The organism is Bacillus carboniphilus (genome assembly GCF_020524035.2).
GTDB lineage: Bacteria > Bacillota > Bacilli > Bacillales > JAIVKR01 > Bacillus_CC.
This window is the reverse complement of sequence record NZ_CP129013.1, coordinates 88,896-106,392: the sequence shown is the minus strand read 5'-3', so window position 1 is coordinate 106,392 and position 17,497 is coordinate 88,896. Positions and strand designations below refer to the sequence as shown.

Below are 17,497 nucleotides of genomic sequence, written 5' to 3'. Positions count from 1 at the left end.
TAATATTCATAATATTTACTTTAAATTTAATTTACTTGACTTGCAATTAACCTTTGAAACGTTCCTTTCTCTTTTTTGGCTAATTGATTGTATCTTCCTTTTTGAGTTACTTGTCCATCTTCTAATACAACTACTTGATCAGCGTTTTCTATAGTTGATAAGCGGTGAGCAATGACGATAACAGTCATTTTTCCTCGTAATTGATCAAGAGAATTCTTTATTTTCCTCTCATTTTCTGTATCTAAAGAACTTGTAGCCTCATCTAAAATTAAGATTGATGGCGATCTTAAAATAGCCCTTGCAAGAACAATTCGTTGGCGTTCTCCTCCCGACAAACGAATTCCACGATCACCTAGCATTGTATCTAATCCTTCAGGTAAATCCTTAACAAATGTATCTGCAGCTGAAAAGTGAAGTGCATTCCATAGCTCCTCATCCGTTGCACCTTTTCTCATCATAACTAGATTTTCCCTAATACTGCCACTAAATAAAAACGGTTCTTGTGGAACATAAGATATTTTATCTCTTAAAATAACTTTTTCATCAGTAGATAACGGCACCCCATCAATTAATACCTCTCCTGACTCTGGATTGTTAAGCCCCATCAAAATATCAATCAATGTACTTTTCCCGGCACCAGACGGTCCCACAATCGCGGTCATACTGTGTACAGGAATTGTAATAGAGACATCTTTGACAGCATATTTTGAACCTTTTTCATATCGAAAGGAAACTTGTTTACAAGATAACTCTTCATTAATTTCAATTGGATTTTGTTGATTATTTTCTTCCATAAAGGTTAGTTCTTTATGTCTCTCACATTCGTTTTGAATGTTAATTAACACTCTAAATGATGGAGAAACTGAAGCAAGTTGCTCAAGTTTTGATTGTATTCCACTGAATCTCGGCCACAACCTTGAAAAGATAATCATAATTAAGATAAGTTCAGCTAAATTAGATTGATACATATTAATAGATACATATAGAAATACAGATACCAGAAAAGCTAACAGAATTTTATAAAGCAATTGAGATGTTGCATTTACTTTTGCCATTTTCACTATGTTATTCTCTACTTTTTCGTTTGTGGTTTGGAACCAATCCAAACAGTCATTTTCTATCCTATTACTCTTTACTTCTTTTATTCCATTCAATTGATCCATTACTCCGGAGAGGATCTCTTGATGTAATTCAATTGTTTCTTTTCCTAATGAAGACGATTGTTTAATAAAAACTCTAGAACTGAACAAGAGTATGAATCCTAATATTAAAACGGCACTAGTCAATTGCCATGATAACCAAAAAGAAATAGAAAATTGAACTAATGTAAAAATAAATGTAGAGATCAATTGAAAAAAAGTACTAACACCTGTACTTACTCTATTTATTTCAGCTGTCATCACATGAATAAGTTCTGATTTTCTTTTCTTTATGAAAAATGCCCAGTTTGATTCCCATATATGTTTATATAAGCTTTCTTTTAAATGTCTTAAGAAAGCTTGTTGAATTTTTATCCCTAAAACCATTTGACTACGTTGAAAATACCCTTGTCCAATCATAATTAGAAGAAATACGAATAAAATAAATCCTAACCTATAATCTTCATGAATAAAGCTAAATAAATTTTTAAACCAATTGAGTAAAGGTTCATTGCTTCCACTAAACTCAACAATATCTAAACTACTAATTAATGGGATTAACAAAAACATTCCCATTCCTTCAAATAAACTAATAATAAATAAAAATATAATATTGAATATAAGAATATTACCTGTAAATTGATAAATTTTTTTAATAAAGTAGAGAATATTTTTCATACCTTCTCTCCTACACGGATACTTTTTCTTTCGCTTTTCTAAACACCACTAAAAAAGGACGAAGTAAAAAGTACAATATATGGAGCTGTTTTGGCAAAGGGAACGTTTTTACATCTCTTGGAAAAGGGAATAAACAACTAAAGATATATAATAACTGTTGACGTGTCGTTTTTAGTTTAAAAACATAATGTTTATGATAGTTAGAGATTTCAGGAGGTAGAGGTTCAGAATGTAAATTAACCACTCTTTCAATGTAGAAATATGTTTTATTTTCCAGTAGTTGTGCCTTGTTCATTTTAATCCAAGGTTCAAACTCTTTTAGCATAGGAGTGTTAAAAATGGAATGTGATAATAGAAGTGCTTGTCCTGCTAAATGTTGATATTGATACTTTTTTAAAATTATCTGAACCTTATTCCATCTCAAATTACCATGAGTTAGCTGGTGAATATCTAACAGCCACCTTAATCTTGACCATCCATGTCTCGCACCATGAACGACTAAAAAAACAAATAAGTCTTCTTTACTTAGACATTTAAATGAATAGTTCGAAACTATGACTTCTCTCTTCCTTTCCCAAAGTTGCTGGAAAGATGGTTCCTTTCCTGGACCAGGATGAAGTCGCCAATGAACTTCAACTTTCACTAATTTTTCAGGATGAATATAAACAAAGTGATGGTGTCTCCATTTCCAATCGTTTAATACCGTTTCTATATACTCTTCTTTTATATATCCCATGTTATTTAAAGTATTTTCTACTTCTGATAATCTAGCCATTGGGACAAGTATGTCTAAGTCATTACACGTTCTTAAAGAGAGTTCTCCATATAAATCCGTCCCTAAGTATGGACCTTTTAATACTAAAAGGGGGATTTGTTTTTTTATAAAAACCTCATTCATTCGGTGAAGTTCTGCAGAATACTTTAACATTAACATTGTATTCTCTAAAAATACTTCTCCTAAAGCGTCATATACACTATTTGGAAAATATTCTTTTTTCTGCTTAACTACTTTATAAAGTACAGGATACAGACGGTGATGAAGTGTTAATTCTATAAAATGATCCCAATCAATATCTTTTGATATATCTTCACTCGAGAATATCTGTTTATTAACCATAAAAAGTATTAATTCAAGTTCATTAGAAGGACTAAAACTAAATCTGTCTAGATTGAACATTTATGATCTCCTCTGCTTTTTTCTGCGTCAACTATATAACTAAGCGTTTTTACTACAGTGAAATTCTCCTTCTCTTCTATTCCTGTGACATAGTACTGTCCACTTCTCAACCATGCGTGAGCAATTAGTTTACCTGACATCTCCTTCCCCGTTCCTAAATATAATGTACTTTCTATCTTTCTTCTTTTCAGCATGTTCATAGCAGCCAAAGCTTTTACTAGACATTCTGTCTCCCAAAAACAATACTTACTTATGGTATGAATAGATTGGGAAACCTGTCTAACTATTCTGTAGTCATAATCTTGATTATGTGAACTTTCTTGATTCTTCATCTCATATTTACAAACAACTCTAGAAAAAGGGATATTTTTAAGTACCCTTGCATATGCCAAACAACAGATCGTTTCGAACCAAAGATACTTTGCTTCTTTCTTAGAAAAAATGAAGAGAGACAACAATCGAAAACATCGTTTCATTTTTATTACACTTGAATACTTGCTTGTTTAGATTTATAAATTAGTGATTCTTTTAACAAATGATTTAAAAAAGCTAAAACCTCTTTCTCGCATTCTTCTCTCTCCACATTATATTCCTCTATCAACTGAGCTATTATTTTTGTCACCATTATAGGGTTATCCATAAGAATCCAAATATATCCACCTACAGTCCCCATATTATAATATTTCCCATTATCAATGTTCAACATTACCTTCTCTCCATCCATATCACTTACTAAATTTCCTTCTATTTGTGATACGTAATCATCAATACTAATTTTAGAAGGATCACTCATTGTTAGCCCTCCATTCCCAGTTTTGAATTATTTGTTTTGCAATCTCTGTTCTTGTGGATTCATTTTCAGGACGAATGATTCTGTACATTTTTACATTATTAAAAATCAATGAACTTACGTGAAAGTGGTATTCCATTAGATTAAGTCTCTTAATTAAAAAATTTCTGTAAGTATGTTTAAATAGTATATTTAAACTTGGTAATGGAGATATAGTTTGTGTCTCAATATCATTCACTTCATCTTTCGTTAACTCAAAAATCATTTTCAATGGAAGAGTATCTTTTATAAAGTGTTCTCTCACCGGAACATTATATTTTCTTTCTCTCCCATAAATAGGTTGAAACTCTTCAACTTCCCTTCCAATATATATGAGGCTGTCCTCCCATAGTTTTTGTTGTGGATATGTTGGAGTAATATAAGGTTTGTTCCCGATTATTTTTACTGGGATAATATCATCACTTACGATTTTGCAACCCATTTTTATTAATTGTGCAACTGTAGTAGATTTTCCAGCTCCTTGATCTCCTACTACAGCGAGAACTTCGCCATTGATTTCAACTGCACTACCATGAAGAGGAATGATTTTATGATGCATTAAAATAATCCCCATACAGGTTCCTAACAAGAATAGTTTAACCACATCATTATTGGTCTCACTATATGGTTTCCATCTAATCTCTCTACCATTACTAACTTGAAAATAGGCTATTTCTGGAACATAGAAAGAGACTGTCCTATTTTCTACAGCATGGTAAAAAGGATTGCATTTAACATCGTCTTGTTCTACCAAATTAGGATCCTTAACAATGCTAATATCTTTTTCTTGATTTTCATGGAACGATGAAATTAATTCAGGGAAACACATTTCACTGTTAATGTTCATTCCAAATGCTCTATATTGATACTGTTTTTTTATTAAGTTTCCCATTAACAATCACCCTAATTTCTATAAAAACATATTTAAAGAACAGGAATAAAAACCAAGAGGAGCAAAGATATACTCGTCACAAAATAACAAGGGACATCAACTTTGCATAAACTAACGTTGATGCTTATGAATTTTTGAATAATTCTATCTATAAAAAATCTCAAGAGTTTCATAAATTCAAATATTATAGATAGAAGAAACGAGCCAAGAAAATTCACCTGTTACTCGTTTCTTCTTTACAACACTACTGCAAAAAAGTCCAAGAATATAGAATTATCGCTCTCTTTAATAAATACATAGAAAAGATAGTTAGCTAGTAAACCTTTTATAGCATTTCTCAGGCGCATTTTGTCCAGGAACATACGCTTCATCTGTAAGAGGACCATCTGTAGTAGAAGCCATCGTTTTTTCCACACTAAGAATTTCTAATTTAGGAGCATGCCAAGTTTTCTTCAATTATTCCACCTCCTTTCAAAATATTTATTTTTTAATAAGAAAAGCGCAAGCGCCCGTCTAGCGACGCAGGTGCAAAGGAACGTCAACTAAGTACAGTCACGTCCTGTGACTAACGTTGACGCTAGAACCTCCTGTTCATCGCCGCATGAGATAAAGGAAACACGAAAAGCCGTAGGCTTCGATGTTGACTTATCGTAGAGACATGGAACATCAACTAAAGACGCCCACGTCCTGTGGGCAACGTTGATGCTAGCACTTCCTGTGCGTCGAAAGCTTCACCAGTCGCTGGGCGCTGGAGCTAGACAAAAATAAAAGCACCATCCAAATAAGGACCTATTTATATACTTTCTTACTCTGTAAAAAACAAGAAATAACCTTTAAGTGTATTGTTGAAGGAAACGTTGAATAATAATGGCATGCATTAAGGACTTGTAGTTACCATCTCCTGCTCTTTTTGGATCAAATCCTTGATCTCTTACAACTTTGATGATATTTTCCAATACCGTTTTATCAATATAATGAAAAAGCTGTTCATCTTCTAGTAATTGGTTCATTTCTTTTGTAATTAAACTCCATTTTTCACCTATCCGATCTATCCAATCAACACCTTGAACACCTCGAACTTTTTGATTAAGACGAACTTCATCTGGTAAATAACCTTTAGTTGCTTCACGAATTAATTTTCGATCCAACCCATCTCCAACATATTGGTCTTCTGGTACAGAAAGACAAAATTTAATGACTCTTAAATCATTCGTTGGATCCCTCTTCCATAATCCATAAACTAATGACAATTTAGTAGCTAAAGTATTGCTAGCATTCCAATGAAACAAATCATTAAAATGTTGATACCTTTGTAAATAAATATTATTGGATGAAAACCAACCCTCTTTACCTATACCAAATGTTGCAAGTTTTTCAAAAACAGAAGTTTTTAAAGCTAAATTTTCATTAATTAAACATGGCTTTTCATAACTTTCTTTTTCCTTAAATAAAAATGGCACATTTAGATTAATTAAATATGGTAGTAATCTAAATCTAGGCCCACCTGCATTTAGACTATACATATGTAACTCTTTGGCTAGTTGGATCCATCTTAAATTTTTCAATAACTTGGCGTAATAATGAAGGGCTGATCCCCAGGAGATTGATAAGTTTCCTCTACCTCCATTTAATAAGATTCCGATTTCATGCTCTTTAGCCTTTTCGAACATTCCTTTCAGCCAGAAAGAATTTTCAAAAAATTTATAGGGCATTTCTAAAATTTCTAAAAAAGAATCGATTTCCGAAAATGAGTCTCTTCCTTCAAAATCATAATAATAATCGTTTATATTCTTTACAAAATGAACCGTTTTCTTCATAAACGGGGATTCATCGGCTAAAAAATCTTTGGCAGTATAATCCTTAAAACTACTTAGAGGTACATAACTTAGTGTATGAAGGGGTTTACTCTCATTCTTTAACTTTTTACCCGCAAATCCTACTATAGCACCAGAATCTAATCCCCCACTGAGTTGAGATCCTACTTTTTTAAATGTTCGAAGTCGAGAATCTATCGCTAATTGAAAAGTATGTTGGAAATGTTCAATATATTCTTTGGAAGTTTTATACTTTAATTTATTTGAGTGGTTCAACAATCCATAGGCTTTAACCGTTGTTTTCTCTCGAGTTACTGTAATAGAATGAAATGGGGGAAGTTGGTTGATATATTTGTAAGGAGTTAAAGTTGTGTCTGCTACATCTACCATCCCAGCAATAACAAGAAACTGAGCTAGCCATTGTTCATTTAGGTCATTCTCAATATGCGGTAATGATAAAATAGGGTTTATAATTGTAGAGAAGCTAAATATGCCTTTAACATTTGCATAATAGAATGTTCTACCGCCTGAAAAATCTCTTGCACCAAACATTTTTTCAGCTTTTTCGTCCCATATCATATAAGCGAAATCACCTAGTAGATATTTTGGGGAATCTTCTCCCCATTTTTCATAGGCAAGAAGAATTAATTGACTATCAGGTATGCTCGATTGATAGCTTATAGGTATTTGAAGTCTTTCGAAAAGCTCTACTCGATTATCTATAATTGCATCTGCGGTAATTAGAAGCTTCCTTTCAGAGTCATAGAATGGCATGGGCTCATTTCTTTGTTCTGGTGTGATCCATTGAGCCCAGTTTCCAAAAAATAAATATTCACTTTTCGTAACACCTATGTCATCTAGTGGAAACTTTCTTAAAGGGTTAATCATCTTATCAATAAGTTCATCCGAAACAGGGTTTTTAGCTAGATCATAAAGTCCTATAATTGCACTCATCAAAACCTCCTAATAAACTATATAATGTACACTATTGTTCTATTTAACGAACCTACCTATAGAGAAATAATACCAACTAGAAAAAATTAAGTCAAAGGTGTTTTTTAAATTTTCAATAAATATTGTTCGACATTTTATTGCAATATTTTTTCATTGTGCCTATTATCCATAAATATTCATATAAAAATAACCTAGGACAATGATTTATCCTAGGCTATATACTTTCATTCTATGCACTTCTATTTAGTTGTAATTGATACATCTGATAATACTTCCCTTTTAAAGCCAACAACTGCTCATGGTTCCCTCTTTCAACAATTCGTCCTTGATCTAACACTAAAATTTGATCGGCTTCTTTAATCGTTGAAAGGCGATGGGCAATCACGAATGTCGTTCTTCCTTTCTTCACTACTTCTAAAGCCTCTTGGATTAAGGCTTCCGTTTCAGAATCTATGTTGGCTGTCGCTTCATCGAGAATTAAAATCGTTGGATCAAAGGCTAAAGCACGAGCAAAAGAGATAAGCTGCCTTTGACCAGATGATAACGTGCTGCCTTTTTCGACGACAGGTTCATCCATACCGTTTGGTAAATCTTTCAGAATTTTGTCTGCACCAACATCTTTTAAGGCTTTTTCAACGGTTTCTCGGGTGATTTCTTCTTTATCTAAACTCACATTTGACGCGATGGTTCCTGTGAATAAAAACGGATCTTGTAAAACAATCCCCATATTTGAACGAAGCTGTTGGCGAGAGAGTTCTTTAATACTCTTTCCATCAATTTTAATATCACCTTCTATGATATCGTAAAAACGAAATAAAAGGTTGATAATTGAGCTTTTTCCTGAACCGGTATGGCCAACTAAGGCGATGGTTTCCCCTTTTTTCGCTTCAAAATCGATATCTTTTAACACATACTCATCTTCTTTATAAGCAAAGGACACATGTTCAAAACGGACGTCCCCTTTGTACTTTGGAACCTCTTTCGTATTGAGAGGGATTCCCTCTTTATCCAACAATTCAAACACCCGCTGGGATGCTACTCGTGCCTGCTCAAGTTGCGCTAGTTGGTTTACCATACCAGCAATTGGTTGAAATAAACGAGACAAATAATCAACAAACGCATAAATGACCCCAATTGAAATCATCTCAATTCCTGATAAATATTGACGTCCAAAAAACCAAATCAAGGTCACAAACGCAACATTTCGAAAGAAGCCAACAAGATTATGTGACAATAGAGAATTTAAATTTAGCATTTTATTTTGATAAGTAAAATGCTCTTCATTTACTTGTTCAAATTCTTTAGTCGCCACCTTTTGACGGTTGAAGGCGCGAATAATGGGCATCCCTTGAATGGACTCATTAATCATCGCATTAATATCACTTACAAGCGAACGAATTCGTTGATTGTAATCCGTAGCAAATTTGCGATAAACACGAAACCATATAAATAAAATAGGAACTAACCCTAAACAAATCAGCGCTAATTGTACATTTAGTAGAAAGAGCCCGACGTATATTCCAGTCATATAAATAATACTACTAACAAAGGTCGCTAATACTTTCACATATAATTCTCGTATCGCTTCTGTATCATTGGTGATTCTCGAAACGATTTTACCAGCAGGCAAATTATCAAAATACGAGATCGGCAACGTTTGAATATGACTAAAAACGTCGCCGCGCATTCTTTGGATAATTCGATTGGAAGTCACTTGTAAATAATAACCTTGACCGTAATGTAAAAAAGAAGCGATGACTAATAAAACAAAATAAAGAACCATTAATTGAATTAATCCATCTACTTCAGGCTCATAAAAGGTTAATAACTGATCAACGGAAAGTTTTTCTGCTTGATACGTCTGTTCTTGATCACCATTTTTAATGGTCAACTCTCCTGATGAATAACTTCGGTCGCCATCAAATGAAATTGACTCTGGAATAAAGTAATACGTTCGATCGACTTGGAGGATCCTTACTTCATCAGCACGATTCTTTTCATCCTCAAGAAGACGATCCTCTCTTACATACCATTCGTTTTCATAAAGAACGGCATCCTCTCTTTCTTCAGTCTGATACCAGCTTTTTTCAATTCCTAATATATGATCATCAATAATGGTCTTCGCGATAAATGGACCTGTCAACTCAGCGCTTACCGCTATGACTAGCATAAAAAGGGCAAGAAAAAGGGTCTTTTTATAATGTAAAGCATATTGCAATAAGCGGTTATTCTTAATCATACAAGGACCCTCCCTTCATTCTGATCCTCCATTTTTTGACGATCACATTGTTCTTTATACCATCCTTTACGACCTTTCAAGTCTTCATGTATTCCTTCTTGAACGATCGCTCCATCTTCCATCACAATAATCCAATCGGCATGTTCAACAGCAGAAAGTCGATGAGTAACAATCAATGTCGTCTTACCCGCTCGTTCTGTACGAATATTTTCAATAATGGCTGTCTCTGTTTTAGCATCCACTGCAGACAATGAATCATCTAAAATTAAGACTTCCGGATCGATAAGTAAAGCTCTAGCAATGGACACACGTTGCTTTTGTCCACCCGATAATGCAACCCCTTTTTCTCCAACAAGAGTATCTAACCCTTGTGGAAGGTTATTAAGATCATTTTCAAAATAAGCTAACCGAATTGCTCTTGATAATTCTTCTTCTGTCGCCTCAACTTTACCTAGCAAAATATTTTCTCGAATCGATCTAGAAAACAAGACGTGATCTTGAGGAACATAACCAATCCGGGACTGTAATGTTTCTAAGCTGATCTTTTCAATCGGTACTCCCGAAATCAATATTTGCCCTTCCCCTTTTGGATATTGCCTCAACAACTGTTTAATAATTGTTGTTTTTCCACTACCTGTTTTTCCGACAATTCCAACTGTTTGCCCTTGTTTAATGGATAAATCAATATGTTTAATATTAGCAAGGTTGGATAAAGGATACTGGAACGTCACATCTTTAAACGTAATATCCGTTATTTTTTCTACCTGGACTATTTCCTCTCCATCTTTTACATCAGGCTGATAATCTAACGTTTGCATCACTCGATCAAGTGAGGCATTTCCTCTTTGCATCACATTTATCAGCTCACCTATCGCAAACATCGGCCAAATAAACATACCTAAATAAATATTAAACGCAATAAGTTCGCCTAAAGTGAGCTCGTTATGAAAGACTAAATACGCGCCAAACCCTAGACCTAACAAATAGCTTAATCCAACAAGCAATTTAATCGTGGGCTCGAATAACGCATCGATTTTCGCAACGGATACATTCTTTTGATAAACCTCTTCTGTTTTATCTGCAAAACGTTTAATATCCGCTTTCTCTTGCACATAAGCACGGACAACTCTTACACCTGATACAGATTCCAGCACTTGGTCATTCAATTCGCCAAACGCATCTTGTGCACTTGTAAAGCGTTCATGTATCCTTTTACCGTAAACACTAATAAGAATTGCCATAAAAGGTAAGGGCAAAATAGCTACCAAAGTTAATTTCCAATTTATCCAAATAGCCATCGTTAACAAAATCGTTAACATATACATACTTGAATCCACAAACGTTAAAATACCAAAACCAACGGTTAAACTGATTGCCTTTAAATCGTTTGTGGCTCTAGCCATTAAATCGCCTGTTCGATTTTTCTCGAAAAACGAAGGCGTCATTTTTAAAAACTGACCCATCAATTTAGAACGTAAGATCTTTTCGATTGAATGAGAACCTCCGAAAAGTTGATACATCCAAAAATAAACCATAATATACGTCACAATTGTGATCGATAACAAAGCCACAACAGCTTGAATTAAGGAAGATAGCGTCATTTGACCAATGGCAATATCATCAATGACGTTCCCTAACAATTTAGGAGGCAACACCTCCAAGATATTCGTAACTAATAATAATGAAATAGCTATCGTATACCGTTTCCATTCATCTTTAAAAAACCACATTAATTTCCCTAAAACTGAAAACAAATGAATCCAACCTTTCTATTTTGTTTTTATCTCACTAGCCGTTTTCAAAATCCTGATTCGGAATTTCTTTGATTTCATTGTTTTTAAGCATCCATATTCTCTCCTTTATTTTTTACTCTTTATTTTGAAAAAGGGGAATTTCCCTTTAATCAACTAACAAAAAAGAGCACACCACAGCTGTTATGGAATGCTCTACTAAATAGAAAAAGACATACATCACCTGTTAAAATGTGTGACCTATGCCTATAATTATTTGACTATAAAAGAAATTATACCGTAATTAAGGAGCGGTCACGAAAATATATTTGATTTTGATTGTTTTGTTTTCCAGCTAGTAAAATCATTTTCGTCACTCCTTCCAAAAAATTCTGTTTAATACCTTGTAATACTACACCCAACCCTTTTATTTGTCAATTACTTTTTCCATTATTCTTCTCTTTATCTCACAAAAAGGGTTGCTGTTGATCATGTTCATGAGAAACTTCTATCGGTTGTTTCCCTTCAACGTTTGAAAATCTTTCCATGTCCTGCTTTTCCCCTTTGTTCCTGTAATCAATAAAAAGAGCTATGATAAAAAGGATGCCTATTGGAACTAAAAATAGAAGCCAGATCATGTTTGACCCTCCCTTTCTTTACTCGACATAAACAGCTGTTCCATATGCGATGATTTCAGAGGCATTTGTCATAACCGCAGATGTCTCTAATCTCATACAAATAATGGCATTCGCACCCTTTTCTTTCGCATCTTCAACCATACGACCGATTGCCTTTTGACGTGCCTCTTCCAACATGGCTGTATATTCTTTAATCTCTCCACCAACAATGGTTTTTAAACTAGCCATTATGTCTCTACCTACGTTCTTTGATTGAACCGTACTCCCTCGAACAAACCCTTTAACCTCTTTTATTTCTTTTCCAGTTACAAAATCAGTAGTCACGATAATCATTTTCATCGTCCTCCTCTTTTTCCTTTAGTCTTTCAACAATCATTAATATAAATAAGAACAAAAACAATAAAAACGAAATACCTAGCATGCCAAATCCAAAGAATACATGAAAGCCGATCGTAACATAGCCAATGACTTGGAAAATAATCGCTGCTATTAATAAAACATAATTCAGTTTCGCCAATGTAATCGTTCCTTTCAAATGGATTTCCCATTTCTTTAATTATATACGATTAAAAAAGAAAATAGTTTCATAGAATTTTATTGACAGGCCTATATAAAGACGAGTAGAATATTTTTATGCTTTTGTGCATAAAAGCTAAAAAGCGTTTAAGTAAGAAAGGAGAATGATTATGTTAAAAAAAGAATGGACATTTTCTCAATCCATTGCCGCTATTATTGCCCTATTTATCATTATTTTTGTTAGTTTATTCTATTTAGAGGCTCATCCTCATATTCCCTTATTAATTTCAATTGTATTGATTGCTTTTCTTTCGAGAATAAAGGGGATTAAGTGGAATGATTTAGAGGAAGGAATTTTAAAAGGTTTACATGGAAGTGCGAAACCCGTTATCATCTTTGCTTTAATCGGGATGTTAATTGCCGCATGGATGATGAGCGGAACCATCCCAACAATAACTGTGTGGGCTTTAACGATTATTCGACCAGAATACTTACTCGTTAGCTCTCTATTATGTTGTTTACTTATCTCTACTTTGATTGGTAGTACGTTTACAACTGTCAGTACAGTAGGTGTAGCATTAATTGGTACTATGCAAATCGCAGGAATCCCATTAGAGTATGCAGCCGGTGCAATTATATGCGGAGTGTTTTTGGAGACAAGATGTCACCCATGTCTGATACAACGAATTTTGCATCAGCCGTTGCTTCAGTCAATATTTTTGATCATATAAAACATATGCTAAAAACAACCATTCCAGCTATTGTCATAACCTTTATATTCTTTTATATTTTATCAACCTTTCACTCTGTTGATATTGGTACTAGTGAAACCATTTCAACAATGAAACAAACCTTACTAGAAGGAATGACTATTCATTGGATCACAATCTTACCTCCTCTGTTAGTCATTGGTCTCGCCATTTATCGATACCCGGTAATTCCTACGTTCGTAGCTGGAATTCTACTTTCGATGGTTATCGCTCTTTTCATTCAAGATACTACATTGACCGAATGGTTTGCAGCAATCCAAAGTGGACCTTCCTTTAGTTTTGAATTTGAACAAGTGAATTCTATGTTAAACAAAGGCGGACTCCAACCGATGATGTGGTCAATTTCTTTAATCTTAATCGCTTTTGCCTTAGGAGGTTTATTGCAAAAGGTAGGCATTATTGATGCCCTGTTAAATGGAATGAAGAAAGGGATAAAGACGAGAAGTAGAGCGATTACTTCAACTATGTTATCATCATTGGGAATTAACCTTGTTACAGGAGAACAATACTTGTCGATCTTAATTCCTGGACAGTCGTTTGAAAAGCTATATGACGATTTAAAACTATCAAGGAAAGATTTATCACGTTCTTTAGAAGATGCAGGAACACTGATCAATCCCCTTATTCCTTGGGGCGTGAGTGGTGCGTTTCTTTCTTCAACTCTAGGAGTGAGCGTAGTAGATTATTTACCATACGCTATCTTTCTTTACATCTCGCCTCTTATCACATTACTATTTGTACTGTTATCAAAAAAAGTGAACTGATTATAAGAAAGGCGCATGCGCCCGTTTAGCAACGAAGGGGCTTGAGTACTCCGTATGAGATAAAGGAAACACGAATAGCCGCAGGCTTCGATGTTGACTTATCATAGAGAAATGGAACATCATCTAAAGACGTCCACGTCCTGTGGACAACGATGATGCTAGCACTTCCTGGGCGTCGAAAAACTTACGAGTTACTGGGCGCTGGAGCTAGACAACGATGAAAGCACCATCCGAATAAGGACAGATTTTTATACTTTCTTACTCTGTAAAAAAGGAAGATACTCAACCGTATCTTCCTTTTTTATTACCCTTTCTTATCAACGATGGCAATGGTACAGCGAGAAATACAGATTAAATTTTCCTTTTCATCATGAATCTTAATTTCCCATACCATTGTTGTTTTTCCGCTATGAATTGGTTTTCCAATCGCGGTCACAAAGCCTTCTCTTGCTGACTTAATATGATTGGCGTTAATCTCTAATCCTACGCAAATTTGCTTTTCAGGGTCAATATTTGCAAATGCACCGATGCTTGCAACCGACTCTGCTAACGCAACCGATGCTCCGCCATGAAGGATACCAAAAGGTTGTACCGTTCGTTCATCTACAGGCATTGTCGCTTTCACATAATCTTTTTCTATCGTAATCATTTCTATTCCTAACGCACTTAATAATGTATTATTTAAATCTAGCATTGGTCTCAACTCCATTTCTCTCCTCACATATTCTACAATCATTATTGTTGTTCCTTTTTTAGGACTAAAAGTCAATGAATACATCTAAAACCTTTTTCTCAATCTCTTCTTTTGTCAATAGTATTATTTTTAAAGAACTGACCACAAAAAAATTTCACAATTGTCGATGTAAATAACGACAAGGGGTTAAGCAAAGTCCTTCTTTTTTAAAAAAATATTTATGTTGAAATTACCCTTTAATTTCATTATGATAGATATAGAATAAATACTATATATAGTTTAAATATAAAAAAACAACACAATATATAGTTGTATTTATACATCGGAAGATATACTCAAGTGATTGAGTTTATTTTTTTGCCTATTAAACCAATAAGAGGGGGACCTTGGATGCTAACGGTCAATAAAAATACGGAACTTCACACGATCATCACAGAATACGGAGTAGATTTATTATTATTATCAGACTACATAGAAAACCTTCAAAATCAGTTTTCTACTCTTTCTTTTGAAGGATTTAAAGAAAGAGTTGAACAAACGATAAACTACCAAGAAATCAAAACTATCGATAAACTAATGAACCTCTTAATATTAGAAGGTTTAGCTAGAATTAACGAAAATGAACCGGAATGGACTTATGTTTGTGCATCCATTTATAAAGAGCAATTATATTATCACGCTAAAAATAACAGGAAAAATGAAGAGCCTTATGAAAATTTTGTTCAATTAATTAAACACTTAACAAACGAAGGGATCTATAGTCTCAATCTACTGCAGTCATATACAGAAAAAGAACTAGAAATCGCATCAAATTACATAGATTCAGAAAAAGATAACCTCTTCACATACATAGGACTTCGTACATTAGCAGATCGGTATTTATCAAAAGACTATGATAAACGAATTTACGAGCTTCCTCAAGAGCGCTTTTTAATTATTGCCTTAACTCTCATGCAAGAAGAAAAGAAAGACAAGCGTCTTGAGCTAGTAAAAGAAGCTTATTGGGCATTAAGTAATCTTTATATGACAGTGGCTACTCCTACATTAACAAACGCAGGTAAATCGTATGGACAGCTTTCTAGCTGCTTCATAGATACAGTTGATGATAGTTTACAAAGTATCTTTGATAGTAACACAGATATTGCAAACCTATCTAAATCTGGTGGTGGGATCGGCGTTTATTTAGGGAAAATTAGAAGTCGAGGCAGTGATATTAAAGGATTCAAAGGAGTATCCTCTGGAATCATCCCTTGGATGAAGCAGCTCAATAACACAGCCGTAAGTGTCGACCAGTTAGGACAAAGAAAAGGAGCTATTGCCGTTTATTTAGACGTTTGGCATAAAGACATCTTCTCCTTTTTAGACGCTAAGCTAAATAATGGAGATGAAAGATTAAGAACACATGACTTATTCACTGGAGTGTGTCTTCCTGATTTATTTATGGAGCTTGTGCAAGAGCGAGGCGATTGGTATTTATTTGACCCACATGAAGTCCGTAAAGTGATGGGGTTTAGCTTAGAAGACTATTTCGATGAGTCAAAAGGAAGTGGTCGTTTCCGAGAAAAATATTGGCAATGTGTCAATCAGCCTCTTTTAGCTAAAGAGAAGGTTCCAGCTATTGATATTATGAAACGAATCATGATTAGTCAGCTTGAAGCAGGAACCCCCTACATGTTTTATCGAGATGAAGTGAACCGAAAAAATCCAAATAGTCATCAAGGAATGATTTATTGCAGTAATTTATGTACAGAAATAACTCAAAATCAAAGCGCTACTCTTGTCGAAGAACAATATACAGAAGATGGCAAAATCATTACAGTCAAAACACCTGGGGATTTTGTGGTGTGCAACTTGTCAAGTATCAATCTTGCAAGAGCTGTAACAGGAAATGTGTTAGAACGGTTAATTCCGATTCAAGTTCGCATGCTTGATAACGTGATTGACCTAAACTCTATTCCTGTTTTGCAGGCAAAAATCACTAACCAAAACTATCGAGCAATCGGTTTAGGAACATTTGGTTGGCACCATCTTCTCTCCTTACAAGCAATTAAGTGGGAGAGTGACGATGCTGTTGAGTATGCCAATGATTTATATGAGAAAATTTCTTACTTAACAATTCAAGCAAGTAGTGAGCTTGCGAGAGAAAAAGGTGCTTATCCTTCTTTTTCAGGATCTGATTGGCAAACGGGCGACTACTTTACTAAAAGAAATTATCAATCCGAAGAGTGGACACGGTTACAGGATACGATCAAACAAACAGGAATCCGCAATGGGTATTTGATGGCCGTTGCACCGAATGCTTCAACATCAATCATTGCGGGCAGTACGGCAAGCATTGATCCTATTTTCCAAAAGGTTTACTCAGAAGAAAAGAAAGATTATAAAATTCCTGTCACTGCTCCAGATTTAAATCATGAAACAACTTGGTACTATAAATCTGCTTATTTTATAGACCAACAGTGGAGTATTAAACAAAATGCAGCAAGACAAAAGCATATTGATCAATCTATTTCATTTAACTTTTACGTTTTAAACACAATCAAAGCAAAAGAATTGTTAGATTTACACTTAGAAGCATGGAAGCAAGACTTAAAAACAACCTATTATGTACGTTCGACTTCAAATTTAATTGAAGAATGCGATTCATGTGCTAGTTAATGGAG

14 protein-coding genes and 1 pseudogene are annotated in these 17,497 nt (G+C 34.3%); 2 read left to right on the top strand and 13 right to left on the bottom strand.

Going from position 1 to position 17,497, the window contains the following annotated elements; translation table 11 throughout:
• Positions 1–26 precede the first annotated feature (26 nt).
• The 12 genes from LC087_RS00575 to LC087_RS00520 all read right to left on the bottom strand — a co-directional run bounded on the left by LC087_RS00575 (position 27) and on the right by LC087_RS00520 (position 12,607).
• Complete coding sequence (locus LC087_RS00575) at positions 27–1,817, bottom strand: ABC transporter ATP-binding protein (RefSeq protein ID WP_226539395.1); 1,791 nt, start codon at positions 1,815–1,817, stop codon at positions 27–29.
• A 10-nt stretch (positions 1,818–1,827) separates the two neighbouring features.
• Positions 1,828–2,994: a nucleotidyltransferase domain-containing protein gene (locus LC087_RS00570; RefSeq protein ID WP_226539396.1), complete on the bottom strand. Its 1,167-nt coding sequence runs from the start codon at positions 2,992–2,994 to the stop codon at positions 1,828–1,830.
• The gene (locus LC087_RS00565) at positions 2,982–3,470 is read right to left on the bottom strand and encodes a lasso peptide biosynthesis B2 protein (protein WP_226539397.1); all 489 of its coding nucleotides are present in this window, start codon (positions 3,468–3,470) and stop codon (positions 2,982–2,984) included. Before LC087_RS00565 ends, LC087_RS00570 begins: the two co-directional genes overlap by 13 nt.
• A 5-nt stretch (positions 3,471–3,475) precedes the next feature.
• The gene (locus LC087_RS00560; RefSeq protein ID WP_226539398.1) at positions 3,476–3,787 is read right to left on the bottom strand and encodes a lasso peptide biosynthesis PqqD family chaperone; all 312 of its coding nucleotides are present in this window, start codon (positions 3,785–3,787) and stop codon (positions 3,476–3,478) included.
• Complete coding sequence (locus tag LC087_RS00555) at positions 3,780–4,715, bottom strand: phosphoenolpyruvate carboxykinase (ATP) (RefSeq protein WP_306019803.1); 936 nt, start codon at positions 4,713–4,715, stop codon at positions 3,780–3,782. Before LC087_RS00555 ends, LC087_RS00560 begins: the two co-directional genes overlap by 8 nt.
• Before the next feature lie 309 nt (positions 4,716–5,024).
• Entirely contained in the window at positions 5,025–5,171 is a 147-nt protein-coding gene (locus tag LC087_RS00550) for a paeninodin family lasso peptide (protein ID WP_226539400.1), read from the bottom strand.
• Positions 5,172–5,548: 377 nt separating this feature from the next.
• Positions 5,549–7,483 carry an asparagine synthase-related protein gene (locus LC087_RS00545; RefSeq protein WP_226539401.1) on the bottom strand — a complete coding sequence of 645 codons (1,935 nt, stop codon included), beginning with the start codon at positions 7,481–7,483 and terminating at the stop codon, positions 5,549–5,551.
• 229 nt (positions 7,484–7,712) lie between these two features.
• Positions 7,713–9,722: an ABC transporter ATP-binding protein gene (locus LC087_RS00540; RefSeq protein WP_226539402.1), complete on the bottom strand. Its 2,010-nt coding sequence runs from the start codon at positions 9,720–9,722 to the stop codon at positions 7,713–7,715.
• Entirely contained in the window at positions 9,719–11,476 is a 1,758-nt protein-coding gene (locus tag LC087_RS00535) for an ABC transporter ATP-binding protein (RefSeq protein WP_226539403.1), read from the bottom strand. The genes LC087_RS00540 and LC087_RS00535 overlap by 4 nt, the downstream gene beginning before the upstream one ends.
• Before the next feature lie 443 nt (positions 11,477–11,919).
• Entirely contained in the window at positions 11,920–12,090 is a 171-nt protein-coding gene (locus LC087_RS00530) for a hypothetical protein (RefSeq protein ID WP_226539404.1), read from the bottom strand.
• A gap of 18 nt (positions 12,091–12,108) precedes the next feature.
• Positions 12,109–12,423, bottom strand: coding sequence for a YbjQ family protein (locus LC087_RS00525; RefSeq protein WP_226539405.1), 315 nt, complete (start codon positions 12,421–12,423; stop codon positions 12,109–12,111).
• Positions 12,404–12,607 (bottom strand): hypothetical protein, encoded by a 204-nt coding sequence (locus LC087_RS00520; RefSeq protein ID WP_306019802.1) that lies wholly within the window; start codon positions 12,605–12,607, stop codon positions 12,404–12,406. The genes LC087_RS00525 and LC087_RS00520 overlap by 20 nt, the downstream gene beginning before the upstream one ends.
• A 163-nt stretch (positions 12,608–12,770) precedes the next feature.
• Between LC087_RS00520 and nhaC the strand changes: the two are divergent.
• A pseudogene (nhaC, locus tag LC087_RS19500) lies at positions 12,771–14,140 on the top strand (Na+/H+ antiporter NhaC).
• Between the two features lie 304 nt (positions 14,141–14,444).
• On the opposite strand, the gene LC087_RS00505 reads toward nhaC, so the two are convergent.
• Positions 14,445–14,834 carry a hotdog fold thioesterase gene (locus tag LC087_RS00505; protein WP_226539503.1) on the bottom strand — a complete coding sequence of 130 codons (390 nt, stop codon included), beginning with the start codon at positions 14,832–14,834 and terminating at the stop codon, positions 14,445–14,447.
• 390 nt (positions 14,835–15,224) lie between these two features.
• Between LC087_RS00505 and LC087_RS00500 the strand changes: the two genes are divergently transcribed.
• Positions 15,225–17,492 carry a ribonucleoside-diphosphate reductase subunit alpha gene (locus LC087_RS00500; protein ID WP_226539408.1) on the top strand — a complete coding sequence of 756 codons (2,268 nt, stop codon included), beginning with the start codon at positions 15,225–15,227 and terminating at the stop codon, positions 17,490–17,492.
• The last annotated feature ends 5 nt before the right edge of the window (positions 17,493–17,497 follow it).